13 protein-coding genes are annotated in these 13,863 nt (G+C 70.3%); 11 read left to right on the top strand and 2 right to left on the bottom strand.

The features are described from left to right. The first annotated feature begins 124 nt into the window (after nt 1-124). The 10 genes from ACZ4E1_RS19310 to ACZ4E1_RS19265 all read left to right on the top strand — a co-directional run bounded on the left by ACZ4E1_RS19310 (nt 125) and on the right by ACZ4E1_RS19265 (nt 11,454). Entirely contained in the window at nt 125-778 is a 654-nt protein-coding gene (locus ACZ4E1_RS19310) for an AAA family ATPase (protein WP_467540719.1), read from the top strand. A 411-nt stretch (nt 779-1,189) separates the two neighbouring features. Next, nucleotides 1,190-1,984, top strand: a complete 795-nt coding sequence (locus tag ACZ4E1_RS19305) for an enhanced serine sensitivity protein SseB (RefSeq protein WP_467540621.1) — start codon at nt 1,190-1,192, stop codon at nt 1,982-1,984. 118 nt (nt 1,985-2,102) lie between these two features. Then, the gene (locus tag ACZ4E1_RS19300; protein WP_467540619.1) at nt 2,103-2,906 is read left to right on the top strand and encodes an enhanced serine sensitivity protein SseB C-terminal domain-containing protein; all 804 of its coding nucleotides are present in this window, start codon (nt 2,103-2,105) and stop codon (nt 2,904-2,906) included. Between the two features lie 344 nt (nt 2,907-3,250). Further along, nucleotides 3,251-4,258 carry an ABC transporter permease gene (locus ACZ4E1_RS19295; RefSeq protein WP_467540617.1) on the top strand — a complete coding sequence of 336 codons (1,008 nt, stop codon included), beginning with the start codon at nt 3,251-3,253 and terminating at the stop codon, nt 4,256-4,258. Between the two features lie 70 nt (nt 4,259-4,328). After that, nucleotides 4,329-6,125: an ABC transporter substrate-binding protein gene (locus ACZ4E1_RS19290; RefSeq protein ID WP_467540615.1), complete on the top strand. Its 1,797-nt coding sequence runs from the start codon at nt 4,329-4,331 to the stop codon at nt 6,123-6,125. Between the two features lie 110 nt (nt 6,126-6,235). Further along, a complete protein-coding gene (locus tag ACZ4E1_RS19285; RefSeq protein ID WP_467540613.1) occupies nt 6,236-7,234 on the top strand; it encodes an ABC transporter permease in 999 nt (332 codons plus the stop codon). Continuing rightward, entirely contained in the window at nt 7,231-8,331 is a 1,101-nt protein-coding gene (locus ACZ4E1_RS19280; protein ID WP_467540611.1) for an ABC transporter ATP-binding protein, read from the top strand. Before ACZ4E1_RS19285 ends, ACZ4E1_RS19280 begins: the two co-directional genes overlap by 4 nt. 23 nt (nt 8,332-8,354) lie before the next feature. Next, the gene (locus ACZ4E1_RS19275; RefSeq protein ID WP_467540609.1) at nt 8,355-9,704 is read left to right on the top strand and encodes an ABC transporter ATP-binding protein; all 1,350 of its coding nucleotides are present in this window, start codon (nt 8,355-8,357) and stop codon (nt 9,702-9,704) included. A gap of 105 nt (nt 9,705-9,809) precedes the next feature. Beyond that, complete coding sequence (locus tag ACZ4E1_RS19270) at nt 9,810-10,481, top strand: trimeric intracellular cation channel family protein (protein ID WP_467540607.1); 672 nt, start codon at nt 9,810-9,812, stop codon at nt 10,479-10,481. 97 nt (nt 10,482-10,578) lie between these two features. Then, the gene (locus tag ACZ4E1_RS19265; RefSeq protein WP_467540605.1) at nt 10,579-11,454 is read left to right on the top strand and encodes a thioesterase family protein; all 876 of its coding nucleotides are present in this window, start codon (nt 10,579-10,581) and stop codon (nt 11,452-11,454) included. 11 nt (nt 11,455-11,465) lie between these two features. Here ACZ4E1_RS19265 and ACZ4E1_RS19260 read toward each other — a convergent pair whose 3' ends face one another. Continuing rightward, nucleotides 11,466-12,053: a TIGR03086 family metal-binding protein gene (locus tag ACZ4E1_RS19260; RefSeq protein WP_467540603.1), complete on the bottom strand. Its 588-nt coding sequence runs from the start codon at nt 12,051-12,053 to the stop codon at nt 11,466-11,468. A 102-nt stretch (nt 12,054-12,155) separates the two neighbouring features. Between ACZ4E1_RS19260 and ACZ4E1_RS19255 the strand changes: the two genes are divergently transcribed. Then, a complete protein-coding gene (locus ACZ4E1_RS19255; RefSeq protein WP_467540601.1) occupies nt 12,156-13,124 on the top strand; it encodes a helix-turn-helix transcriptional regulator in 969 nt (322 codons plus the stop codon). A 42-nt stretch (nt 13,125-13,166) separates the two neighbouring features. Here the strand turns inward: ACZ4E1_RS19255 and ACZ4E1_RS19250 are convergent, their stop codons facing one another. Further along, the gene (locus tag ACZ4E1_RS19250) at nt 13,167-13,790 is read right to left on the bottom strand and encodes a TetR family transcriptional regulator (protein WP_467540599.1); all 624 of its coding nucleotides are present in this window, start codon (nt 13,788-13,790) and stop codon (nt 13,167-13,169) included. Nucleotides 13,791-13,863 lie beyond the last annotated feature (73 nt).

Below are 13,863 nucleotides of genomic sequence, written 5' to 3'. Positions count from 1 at the left end.
AGCGGCCGGTATGCAGTTTGCGCGCACATCATTGCATGCCCGCCGAACGGGGAAACCCCTTGTAGGGCATTACCGTCTCTTTACACTTGGCGGGCAAGGGTGCGTGACCGGAACGGGGAGGACGATCACGGTGCACAAGGCAGTCGCGGCGGCGTACGCGACGACAGGGGCCGCGGCGGCGCAGCGGGTACGGATCCCGCGGCAGCGCTCGGTGCGGGATCTGCGGGGCCGGGAGGGCCGGACCCCGCGCCGGATCGCGTTCGCGGCCGGGGATCTCGTCGTGCTCTCGGGGCTGCCCGGCAGCGGCAAGTCCACGCTGATGCGGCGGGCCGTCACCGTGGTCGGCATCGACTCCCAGGACACCCGTGAGCGCTGGGCCGCCCGGGTGCCGCGCTGGGTGCCGTACGCGCTGTACCGGCCGCTGGTGCGGGTCGCGCACTACGCGGGGCTGCGGCGGGCGATGCGGTCCGGGGCCAGCGTCGTCGTGCACGACTGCGGGACGCAGGCGTGGGTGCGCGGGTGGGTGACGCGGACGGCCCGGCGGCGCGGGGTCTCCGTCCATCTGCTGCTGCTCGACGTGCCGGAGGACCTGGCGCTCGCCGGTCAGCGGGACCGGGGGCGCGGGGTGTCCCGCTACGCCTTCGCCCGGCACCGGCGGGCCGTCGGTTCGCTGGTGGCCGATGTGGAGCGCGGGGTCCTCCCGGCGGGGGTCGAGTCGGCGGTCCTCCTGGATCGGGCCGCGACGGATGTGCTGGGCGGGATCGCGTTCCGGGGCTGAGCTTCGCCTCGCCGGCGGGTGCGGGTCCCGTCGTGGCCGGCCGCGCCCCTTGGGTGGGTGCCACGGGCGGTCGCTGCTTGACCGCGGCTCCGGTGGGGGCTGGTCGCGCAGTTCCCCGCGCCCCTGAAATGCATGGCGCTTCGCGCCGCATTTCCCCGATGGGGCGCCGCCCCGATGGAGATCGCGCACGAAGTGCGCATCTCCAGGGGCGCGGGGCTGTGCCCGATCAGCGACTCCGTCGCGGGGCGCGACCGGCTGGCCCCTGGGGCGCACGAAGTGTGCCTTCCAAGGGCGCGGGGAACTGCGCGACCAGCCCCCACCGGGCCGCGGACGACCTGAGTGACCCGCCGCCCACCCACGGGATATCGTCGGCGCGGCGGCACGAGGCACAGGCAGAGATAAGGCGCAGCGATGGAGCACCCCGGGATCCCGGACCAGCACGAACCCGGTCGAGAACACCCCGCAGGGACCGGCTGGCCGGCGAACGAGCTGGAGGAAGCGCTCGCCGCGGCGGTGGGACAGCCCGGCGAGGTGACGGGCCCGCGCATCGTCGAGGTCCTGGGCCGCAGCCACATATGGATCCCGCTCCCCAAGGGCGGCACCGCGGCGAGCCGCGACCTCGACCTGCCCACCCTGGAGATCCAGGGCCAGGCCTTCGTCCCCGTCTTCACCTCCGAGCAGCAGTTCACGCAGGTCACGGGCGGCCGCATGGACTGCACCGTGGCCCCGGCCGCCGAGTTCGCCCGCGGCCTGCCGCCCCAGGCGGGCATCGTCCTGAACCCGGACGGCGCGGTCGGCCTGCCGCTGCCCCCGCCCGCCGTCGCCGAACTGGCCCGCAGCGGCCGCACCCCGCTGGACGGCCCGTCGACCGGTGGCCGCGTCGTGCTGTCCGAGCCGGACTGGCAGGACGACCCGGTCGACTTCCTGACCGCGGTCCGCGAGGAGTTCGAGACCACCGGCACCGTGCTCAGCGCCCGCCGCTGCCTGGCCGTCGTCGAGGACGCCACCCCCTCCCTGTTCGTCGGCGTCGAGCTGAGCCAGTGGGAGGGCGCCGCCCGGGACCTCCCGCTGGACGCGCTCGGCCGTGCGCTGGGCCGCGCCCCGCTGGCCTGGCCGGTCAATCTGGTCTTCCTCGACGTGACCCAGGACCCGGTCGCCGACTGGATGCGGACGCACGTACGCCCGTTCTATGTGCGGGAAGGATGACGCCGTCCGTCAAGTCGGTGTCAGGAACGCCGCTTAAGCTGGTTTCATGACCTGACCGGACGGCGTGCCGCCCTCCGGTCGAAGCGGTACACGGACGTTCACGAAGGGGCGGTTACGGGTGAGTGCGTCGGGCACGGCCGCGGCCGGACAGGTCGAGCACATGCTGCGCCAGGTGACCCCGGGGCGCTACGACGCGTACGAGGCGCTCCTCCAGGCACTCGCCGACCCGGCGTCCGGCCAGGTGTGGATGCTGCTCTGGCACGGCCAGGCCGGTTCCCCCGACGCCCAGTACGGGAACATGGAGATCGACGGCGTCTCGTACGCCCCCTGTGTCACCTCGGCCCAGGAGCTCTCCGCCTCCGGCTGGTCGCGGGCCTACGAGGTGGTCGGCGGCGTCGACGCGGCCCGCACCCTGTACCCCGACCACTACGGCCTGTGGCTGAACCCGCACGCGCCCGGCGGCGGCGTCGGCATCCCCTGGCTCGACCTGCGGCGCATCGCGGGCGGCCTGGACCGGCAGCCCGCGGGACCGCTGCGCCTGTCCGACCCGGCGATCGAGATCCCGCAGTTCTACGCGGTCCTCGCGCAGAACGCGCACCGGACGACCGCGATCCGCTCCCTGCGCCGCGCCTGGGTCCAGCCCGCGCTGGGCGCCCCGTACCTCGCCATCGGCCTCGACGTCTACGACACGTCCCCGGCCTCGGTGGACGCGGTGCGCGCGATGATGCAGCAGTCGATCACGGCGGTGCCCGACGGCCTGCCCGTCTCCACGGTCGCGATGTCCGACGAGTACGACCCGGTCGCGCTGTGGCTGCGGGCGAACGCCCGGCCGTTCTACGACCGCGAGGCCCACGCCGCGCCGGCGGCTCCCGCCGGCGGTGGCGGTTACGGCTACCCGCCGCCGTACGGCGCCTCCTACTGATCGATCCCCCTTCGATCCTCCTTCGGTCACCCCCCGATCAGCCCCCGATCACCCTCCCGATCACGAGGAGCGGCGATTTCATGATCTGGGCCCAATGTCCCTCTGGCGCCACTTCCGCCACAACTGCCCCGCGTCCGCACCCCGTTCACTGCTGTTCGGATAACGGAACCCCCTAGGCAGCATCACGGTTAGGCATCCTTTCGCCGACAGGTCTGGCAACAGATCACGCACAGGTTGAACACTCCCTCTCCTAGGGGCTTCGCCTCTTTGTACGACGGACTGATCACGCCGCTACAGCGGCAAGTGCGGGCCGGCTACCGCCGGTTGAGAGGGGTCCTTGCCTGATGACGGCACCACTGCATGAGCCGACCGCCGAGGCGGCCCCCAGCGCGGCCGAAGAGGCGGCGGCAGCGAGTACCGGTACCAAGAAGGTCCAGGGACGTTCGCTGGGCCGGATCGCCTGGGAGCGCCTCAAGCGGGACAAGCTGGCCCTCACCGGCGGTGTCGTCGTGCTGGTCCTCATCCTGGTCGCGGTGTTCGCGCCGCTGATCGCGCACCTCGTGGGCCAGGACCCGGACGCGTACCACGAGGACCTGATCGACCCGCTGTTCGGCACCCCCAAGGGTTCGCTCGGTGGTCTGAGCGGCGAGCACCTGCTGGGCGTCGAGCCGGTCAACGGCCGCGACATCTTCGCCCGCATCATCTTCGGTGCCCGCGTCTCGCTCCTGGTCGGCTTCCTGTCCGCCCTGGTCGCGGTCGTCCTCGGCACGGTTCTCGGCATCCTGGCCGGCTTCTTCGGCGGCTGGGTCGACTCGCTGATCAGCCGGGTCATGGACGGTCTGCTGGCCTTCCCGCAGCTGCTCTTCACGATCGCCCTGGTCGCGGTCATGCCCAACCACCTGCTGGGACTGACCGGTTCGAGCGTCCGGGTCTTCGTGATGATCCTCGTCATCGGCTTCTTCGGATGGCCGTACATCGGACGGGTGGTCCGCGGTCAGACCCTCTCGATGAGGGAGCGCGAGTACGTCGAGGCGGCCCGCTCGCTGGGCGCCGGACGGCTCTACATCCTCTTCAAGGAACTGATGCCCAACCTGGTCGCGCCGATCATCGTCTACACCACGATGATGATCCCGACGAACATCCTGACCGAGGCGGCGCTGAGCTTCCTGGGTGTCGGCGTCAAGCCGCCCACCTCCTCGTGGGGGCAGATGCTCTCGAGCGCGGTCGAGTACTACGAGTCGGACCCGATGTACATGATCGTCCCCGGTGTGTCGATCTTCATCACGGTTCTGGCCTTCAACCTCTTCGGCGACGGCGTGCGGGACGCGCTGGACCCGAAGGCGTCCCGCTGAACTGCCGTACCTCAAACGTCCCGTGGCTGGTACACGGGTCTCTCTCATCAACTCCGGAGGATGCTCGATCGTGACTACCCAACGCACCTCAGGGCGGCGCAAGCAGGCTGTAGCCGCTGCCGCCGCGGTCGCGGCGCTGCTGACCACGGCGGCGTGCGGCGGCGGCTCCGACGACGGCAACGGCGGCTCGAAGAACGGCGCCGCCGGCTTCGACGCGGCCAACAACAAGGTCGCCCAGGCCTCTGCCGTCAAGAAGGGCGGCACGCTGAAGTTCGGCAGCGCCCAGGACGCCGACTCGTGGGACACCACGCGTGGCTACTACGGCTTCATGTGGAACTTCTCCCGCTACTACAGCCGTCAGCTCGTCACCAACAAGACGGAGCCGGGCAAGGCGGGCGCCGAGGTCACCCCCGACCTCGCCACCGGTCTCGCCAAGGTCTCCGACGACGGCAAGACCTACGAGTACACCCTGCGTGACGGCCTGACCTGGGAGGACGGCAAGCCGATCACGTCCCAGGACATCAAGTACGGCATCGAGCGCGTCTGGGCGCAGGACGTCCTGTCCGGCGGCCCGGTGTACCTGAAGGACGTCCTCGACCCCAAGGGCGAGTACAAGGGTCCGTACAAGGACAAGACCAAGGACAAGCTCGGCCTCAAGGCGATCGAGACGCCGGACGAGAAGACCATCGTCTTCAAGCTCCCGTCCGCCAACTCGGACTTCGAGGAGATGCTCGCGCTGACCTCGGCGTCCCCGGTCCGCCAGGACAAGGACACCAAGGCCAAGTACGGTCTGCACCCGTTCTCCTCGGGCCCGTACAAGTTCCAGTCGTACAGCCCGGGCAAGAACCTGACCCTGGTGCGCAACGACAAGTGGAAGCAGTCCTCGGACCCGATCCGCAAGGCGTACCCGGACAAGATCACGATCCAGTTCTTCTCGGACGCCAACCAGCTCGACCAGCGTCTGCTCAACGGTGACCTGGACCTGGACGCCAACCAGACCGGCATGTCGCCGCAGGGCCGCACCACCGCCCTGAAGCAGCACAAGGGCAACCTGGACAACCCGGTCTCCGGCTACATCCGCTACGCGGCCTTCCCGCAGAGCGTCAAGCCGTTCGACAACATCCACTGCCGCAAGGCCGTCATCATCGGCGCCGACCACGAGTCGCTGCAGACCGCCCGTGGCGGCCCGCTCGCGGGTGGCGACATCGGCACCAACATGCTGCCGCCGTCCGTCGCCGGCGCCGAGGGTCAGAAGTACGACCCGTACAACGCGGCCGGTGCGGACAAGAAGGGCAACGTCGCCAAGGCCAAGGAAGAGCTCAAGGCCTGCGGCAAGCCGAACGGCTTCTCCACCACGATCGCGGTGCGCAACAACAAGCCCGTCGAGGTGGCCACCGCCCAGTCCCTGCAGGCGTCGCTGAAGAAGATCGGTGTCAAGACCGAGATCGACCAGTACGACGGCTCGCAGAGCAGCAGCGTCATCGGCTCGACTTCGAACGTGAAGAAGAAGGGCTACGGCATCATCATCATGGGCTGGGGCCCGGACTTCCCGACCGTCCAGGGCTACGGTCTGCCCCTGTGGGACAGCAAGTACATCCTGCCGAGCGGTAACAACAACTACGCGCTCATCAAGGACAAGTCGATCGACGGCCTCTTCGACAAGTACGTGAAGACGCTCGACGACGCCGAGAAGGCCAAGATCTCCACGGAGATCAACCACAAGGTGATGGAGGGCGGCTACTACCTGCCCTTCGTCTTCGAGAAGTTCATCAACTTCCGCTCTTCTCGCCTGGCGAACGTCTACACGACCGACGGCTACAGCGGTACGTACGACTTCGTCAACCTCGGCCTGAAGTCCGGCAACTGATACCGGCACACCCGCCGAACGGCACGAAAGGCAGGTGAAGGCCGGCGCGGCGGCATCGCGGGCCACTGGACACAATCCGGTGGCCCGCGGTCCGCGGCGGGCCGAGAGCTGTGCTCGCTTATCTCATCAGGCGGTTGTTCGCCGCCGCAGTGATGCTTGTGGTCATCGTCATGGTGGTCTTCTGCATCTTCTTCCTCGTCCCCAAGTGGGCGGGCGCTGACATCGCACTGAACTTCGTGGGCAAGCAGGCCGACCCGGCCGCCATCGAGGGAGTGCGGCAGAAGCTCGGTCTCGGCGACCCGATCTACTCCCAGGTCTGGGAGTTCTTCAAGGGCATCTTCGTCGGCCGCACCTACTCCGGCGGCGGTGACGTCACCCAGTGCGCCGCCCCCTGCTTCGGCTACTCCTTCCGTACCGAGCAGGCCGTCTGGCCGGTCCTCACCGACCGCTTCCCGGTCACCCTGGGCCTGGCGCTCGGCGCGGCCGTCCTGTGGCTGATCTTCGGTCTGGCGGCGGGTGTCCTGTCGGCTCTCAAGCGCGGCAGCCTCTGGGACCGCGGCGCGATGGTCATCGCCCTCGCCGGCGTCTCCCTCCCGATCTACTTCACCGGTCTGCTCAGCCTCGCGATCTTCGCGTTCGGGCTGGACTGGATCGACGCCCAGTACGTCCCCTTCACCGACAGCGTCGGCGGCTACCTGGGCGGCATGATCCTGCCCTGGATCACGCTCGCCTTCCTGTACGCGGCGATGTACGCCCGGATCACCCGCGCCACCATGCTGGAGATCCTCGGCGAGGACTACATCCGCACCGCCCGCGCGAAGGGTCTCAAGGAGCAGGTCGTCATCGGCAAGCACGCCATGCGCTCCACGATGACGCCCATCCTCACCATGCTCGGCATGGACCTCGGCGCCCTGATCGGCGGCGCGATCCTCACCGAGTCGACGTTCAACCTGCCCGGCCTCGGCCGCGCCGTCCTCGACGCCATCCGCACGCAGGACCTGCCCATCATCCTGGGTGTCACCCTGATCACCTCCATGGCGGTACTCCTCGCCAACCTCGTGGTGGACGTCCTGTACGCCGTGATCGACCCCCGAGTGAGGCTCGCATGACCGGAATCAGCAAGAGCGGCGCCGCCGTGAGCGAGCCGGTGAACACCGGCTCGCCGGCGCCCACCTCGTTCCTGGAAGTGCGCGACCTCAAGGTGCACTTCCCGACCGACGACGGCATCGTCAAGTCGGTGGACGGGCTCTCCTTCAAGCTGGAGAAGGGCCGCACCCTCGGCATCGTCGGCGAGTCCGGCTCCGGCAAGTCGGTCACCTCGCTCGGCATCATGGGCCTGCACACGGCCGGCCAGTACGGCAAGCGCAAGGCGCAGATATCCGGCGAGATCTGGCTGGACGGCACCGAGCTGCTGACCGCCGACCCCGACCACGTGCGCAAGCTGCGCGGCCGGGACATGGCGATGATCTTCCAGGACCCGCTGTCCGCACTGCACCCGTACTACACGATCGGGCAGCAGATCGTGGAGGCGTACCGGATCCACCACGACGTCGACAAGAAGACCGCCAAGCGGCGCGCGGTCGAGATGCTCGACCGGGTGGGCATCCCGCAGCCGGACAAGCGGGTCGACAACTACCCGCACGAGTTCTCCGGCGGTATGCGCCAGCGCGCCATGATCGCGATGTCGCTGGTCAACAACCCCGAGCTGCTCATCGCGGACGAGCCCACCACGGCGCTCGACGTGACGGTCCAGGCACAGATCCTCGACCTGATCCGCGACCTGCAGAAGGAGTTCGGCTCCGCGGTCATCGTCATCACCCACGACCTGGGCGTCGTCGCCGAACTCGCCGACGACATCCTCGTGATGTACGGCGGACGCTGCGTCGAGCGCGGTCCCGCGCTGAAGGTCTTCGAGGAGCCGCGGCACCCCTACACCTGGGGTCTGCTCGGCTCGATGCCGCGGCTCGACCGCGACCAGCAGGAGCGCCTGATCCCGGTCAAGGGCTCGCCGCCCTCGCTGATCAACGTCCCGTCCGGCTGCGCCTTCAACCCGCGCTGCCCGTACGCCGACATCCCGAAGGACAACGTCACCCGTACGGTCCGTCCCGAGCTGACCGAGGTCGGCTCCCAGCACTGGGCCGCCTGCCACATGAGCCAGGAGCAGCGGGAGCGTATCTGGACCGAAGAGATTGCGCCGAAGCTGTGACCGAGAACTCCAAGGACGCGGCAGTGAGCATTCCTGCGCAGAGTGATGGCGCCACCACGGTCTTGAACAAGGACGCCGCCCCCGGCGAGGTCCTGCTCAAGGTGACCGGGCTGCAGAAGCACTTCCCGATCCGCAAGGGTCTGCTGCAGCGCCAGGCGGGCGCCGTGCACGCCGTCGACGGCATCGACTTCGAGGTCCGCTCCGGCGAGACGCTGGGCGTCGTGGGCGAGTCCGGCTGCGGCAAGTCGACGATGGGCCGGCTGATCACGCGGCTGCTCGAACCGACCGGCGGCAAGGTCGAGTTCGAGGGTCACGACATCACGCACCTCGGCGTGGGCGGCATGCGTCCGCTCCGCCGTGACGTGCAGATGGTCTTCCAGGACCCGTACTCGTCGCTGAACCCGCGCCACACGATCGGCACGATCGTCGGCGCCCCCTTCAAGCTGCAGGGCGTCAAGCCCGAGGGCGGCATCAAGAAGGAGGTCCAGCGGCTCCTGGAGGTCGTCGGCCTCAACCCCGAGCACTACAACCGCTACCCGCACGAGTTCTCCGGCGGTCAGCGCCAGCGCATCGGCATCGCCCGCGCGCTCGCCCTGAACCCGAAGCTCGTCGTCGCGGACGAGCCCGTCTCCGCCCTGGACGTCTCCATCCAGGCCCAGGTCGTCAACCTCCTCGACGACCTGCAGCAGGAGCTCGGCCTCACGTACGTGATCATCGCGCACGACCTCTCGGTCATCCGGCACGTCTCGGACCGGATCGCGGTGATGTACCTCGGCAAGATCGTCGAGCTCGCCGACCGCGACGACCTGTACAACTCGCCGATGCACCCGTACACCAAGGCGCTGCTGTCCGCCGTGCCGGTGCCCGACCCGAAGCGGCGCGGCGCCAAGAGCGAGCGGATCCTGCTGCGTGGCGACGTGCCCTCGCCGATCTCCCCGCCCAGCGGCTGCCGTTTCCACACGCGCTGCTGGAAGGCGACGGAGATCTGCGCGGTCAAGGAGCCCCCGCTGCTCCAGCTCGCCACCGGGCACCAGGTGGCCTGCCACCACCCGGAGAACGCCGAGGACCAGGCGCCCGAGGACACCAAGCTGCTCTCGGTCGCCAAGGAAGCGATCGACGTGGTGACGGTCCCGGCCCCGGCCGAGCCGGAGCCGGAGGCGCCTTCGGCTCCGGAGACGCCCGACGAGACGGAGCCTGAGGTCACGGAGAAGGCGGCCGAGCCCGAGCCCGAGCCCGAGCCCGAGCCCGAGCCCGAGCCCGAGGCCGACTCGGACTCGGACTCTGGATCTGACGCCGACGCCGACGCCGAAGCGGCCTCCGACTCCGACTCCGCCTCCGACGAGGGTCCGGAGAAGGACGCCGAGAAGAAGTAGTCAGAACCGGTCCGGGCCGGGGTGGACGCCGTACGTGGCGACCGCCCCGGCCCGTCCCGTGGGTACCGGAGGCCATCACTCCGGCGCGACAGGTAAGAATGTCGCGTGATCCAGGAACTGTTCACCCCGTCCGTCCAGCATTGGCTCGACCTCGTCGGCATCTTCGTCTTCGCCATCTCCGGCGCCCTGATGGCCGTCCGCAAGAACTGGGACGTCTTCGGCATCGCCGTACTCGCCGAGGTCACCGCGCTGGGCGGCGGACTGTTCCGCGATCTGATCATCGGGGCCGTGCCCCCGGCCGCGTTCACCGACCTGGGCTACTTCATCACCCCGCTGATCGCCGCCGCGCTCGTCTTCTTCCTGCACCCCGAGGTCGAGCGCACCCAGACCGCCGTCAACGTCTTCGACGCGGCGGGCCTCGGCCTGTTCTGCGTCACCGGCACGACGAAGGCGTACGACTACGGCCTCGGCCTCACCTCGTCGGCCGCCCTGGGCGTGGCCACCGCCGTCGGCGGCGGTGTGCTGCGCGACATCATCGCCAACGAGGTGCCGTCCCTGGTCCGCTGGGACCGCGACCTGTACGCCGTGCCCGCCATGGTCGGCACGATCATCGTCGTCCTGTGCATCCGCTACGACGCCCTGACCAGCGTCACGAGCGGCATCGCGGTCGTCACCGCGTTCGTGCTGCGCCTGCTCGCCATGCGCTACCACTGGCGCGCGCCCCGCGCCTGGAACCGCAGGTCGTCGTCGGCCGAGGTGACCGACGAGGTCGTGTGACGAGGTCGTGTGACGCGGCGATGTCACGAGGCGGTGTAACGAAGGCTTCACGAATGAAAGCTACCGCTTAGTAAGTTCCTGTTGTACGTTTCCCGGTATGGCAGACGCAGTATCCACGCAGGAGCGCACGGTCCCGGCGCGCATCGGTGACAGCGAGTTCGACCGCGACACCGCGGTCACCCGGCGCGAGCCCGGTGTCTACGACATCGACCTCTCCGCCGGCTGGACGATCATCAACGCCGTCAACGGCGGCTACCTCCTCGCGGTGCTCGGCCGTGCCCTCGCGGACGAGCTGCCGCACGCCGACCCGTTCACGGTCTCGGCGCACTACCTGACCGCGTCGACGCCCGGCCCCGCCGTGATCCGCACGGATACGGTCCGCACCGGCCGCACGCTCTCCACCGGCACGGCCTCCCTCTTCCAGTACGCCGAGGACGGCACCGAGGTCGAGCGCATCCGCGTGCTCGCCTCCTACGGCGACCTCGACGCGCTCCCCGACGATGTGCGCACCACCGCGACCCCGCCCGCGTTCCCGCCGATCGAGCAGTGCTTCGGCGCGGGGGACGCCCCCGAGGGCGCCCCGCCGGTCCCGGGCAGCTCCGCGATCACCGGGCGGCTCGTCCTCAAGCTCGACCCGTCCACCCTCGGCTGGGCGCTCGGCGCGCCCTCCGGCAAGGGCGAGATGCGGGCCTGGTTCGGGCTCGCCGACGGCCGCGACGCGGACCCGCTGTCCCTGCTCCTCGCGGTGGACGCGCTGCCGCCGACCGCCTTCGAGATGGGCCTCAAGGGCTGGGTGCCGACCGTCGAGCTGACGGTGCACGTACGCACCCGCCCGGCGCCCGGCCCGCTGCGCGTCTCCATCACCACCCGCAACCTCGCGGGCGGCTTCCTGGAGGAGGACGCGGAGGTTTGGGACTCGGCCGACCGCCTGGTGGCCCAGTCCCGCCAGCTCGCCCGCGTCCGGCTCGGCTAGGACCTGCTGCCCTAGCCCCGGTTCCCTACGTCCACCGGCTCGCGGCCCAGCCAGGCCGCGAGCTCGCCGTACGGCCCCGAGCCCTCCGGCACCGGCGTGACATCGGCGAACGGGGCCTGGGAACCTCGGGGGCCCTCCGGCAGGACCCGCCGGGCGGTGCCGAGCGCGATCGCGGCGAGCTCCGGGTCGAGCGTGCCCGGCCGGCCCAGCGCGTCCCACAGGTCCCAGGAGTGCGTCACCGTCTCCATGACGTACCCGGCCACCGCCGCCCGGCCCGGCACCCTGCCCCACGGCACGGTGACCTCGTCGTCGAGCCGGGCGTCGTCCTGCCAGGCCTTGAGCGCGGACTGCCGCGCGTCCTCGTAGCCGGCCGCGAAGGCCTCGTCCCCGAGCTCGTCGGCGAACGGCTCGACGGCGAGCGCGTCCCCGCCCTCGCCGAGCACGGCGAACCGCCGCGTCGCGCCGATGAGATGGGACACCAGCCGCCGGACGTCGAACTCCGTACAGGGCGTCGGGTTCTCGTACTGTCCGGACCCCACCTCGGCGACGAGGCGGGCGGCCTGGGCGGTGGCGCGTTCGAAAGCGGGACGGGGATCCATGGTGATCTCTCCTCGACGGGAAACGGCAGTGGCCCGAAGAATGGCCGCCTTACCTGACAGGTTCCGTCAGCATTTCCGGCCGATCTGCGGGACGCTGAGGACGTGAAGTCCGACCGCCTGCTCTCGATCCTCCTGCTGCTCCAGACCCGCGGCCGGGTCCCCGCTCCCGAACTCGCCGAGCGCCTGGAGGTCTCGGTCCGCACCATCTACCGCGACGTCGAGGCCCTCTCCGCGGCCGGCGTGCCCGTGTTCGCCGAGCGGGGCCGGCACGGCGGCATCGCGCTCCTGCCCGGCTACCGCACCGACGTCACCGGGCTGACCGCCGACGAGTCCCGCGCCCTGTTCATCCTCGCCGCGCAGGGCGCCCACAGTGCGCTCGGGCTCGACGCGGCGTTCGGCTCGGCGCTGCGCAAGGTGATGGCGGCCCTGCCCGAACCGCACCGGCCCGCCGCCGAGTTGACCAGCCGCCGCATCCTCGTGGAGTCCTCGCGCTGGATGGGCCCGCCGCACCGCGAGGTCGACGTCAGCGCGCTCCAGGACGCCGTGTTCACCGAGCGCCGTCTGCGGATCCGCTACCGGCACAGCGGCACCGAGACCCCGCGCACCTACACCGTCGACCCGTACGGCCTCGTCTCCAAGGCGGGCGTCTGGTACCTCATCGCCGACCGCCGGGGCGTGCCCCGCCTCTTCCGCGCCGACCGCATGCGCGAGGCACGGGTCACGGACGCACCGGTGCGCCGCCGCAAGGGGGTCGAACTCGCGGACGTCTGGGCCGTGTTGAAGAAGCGCGTCGAGCAGCGGCCCGGCGGCCTGGAGGTCGTCGCCCGCGTCCACCGCAGCCGCTACGACCTCTTCCTGCGCATGTGCGGGAGCTCCCTCCTCGACCACCCCGACCCCGCCCCCGACGCCGAGTGGATCACGGTCCGCCTCGCCTACGGGGTCCTGGGCGCGGCACGCACCCTGCTCCCGTTCGGCACCGCCGTGGAGGTCCTCGAACCGCCGGAGGTGCGGGCCGAACTGGCGCGGTGCGCGGCCGGGATCGCGGAGATGTACGCGCCCGAAGCGGGGTGACCGGGACGGTGGCCGGGTCGATGACGGGGATGGTGACCGGGGTCAGGCGCCGTCGAGCCAGTGGCGGCCGCCGAGGGTGATCAGCCGCAGCTGACGCTCGGCCAGGTCCGCGGCGCGGGGGAGGTCCTCCGGGGGAGTGGTGAGGAGTTCGGCGGCCGTCTGCATCATGTGGTCGACGTAGAGCCGGGCCAGCATCGACAGGTCGTCCTCGTTCCAGCCGGCCGAGTCCGGCTCCAGGGCCAGCGCGTCCCGCACCTCGTCGACGAACTGCGCGAGCTGCGCGCCGATCGCCTCGCGCACGGGCTGCACCCCGCCGAACCGCTCGCGCGCGAGGAAGCGGACGTGCGCCGGGTACGCGGCGACGTGACCGACGATCAACTCGACGGTCCGCGCGATCCGTTCGTCACTGTCCCAGGTCGCCGTCAGCTGGTCGCGGATCATCGCGTGCAGGCTGCCGAGCGCCTCCTCGACCAGGGCGACGCCGAGATCGGCCGTGCTGTCGAAGTGCCGGTAGAACGCGGTCGGGGCCACGCCCACCGCGCGCGTGACCTCGCGCAGGCCCAGGCTGCTCAGGCTCTGGTCCGCCAGCAGGTCGAGCGCCGCGTCGAGCAGCGCCTGCCGTGTCTTCTGCTTCTGGGCCTGCCGGATGCCGAGGGTGTGACTCATGTCATCCAGTTAACAACTGTTCTCCGTAATTGGGAACCCGGCGGGAGAGTTAGACTCAAGAGTCAGTGAACAG

Source organism: Streptomyces sp. NPDC025806 (assembly GCF_055558275.1).
Note: the sequence above shows the minus strand (reverse complement) of the source record. Positions and strands in the feature narration are given on the sequence as shown.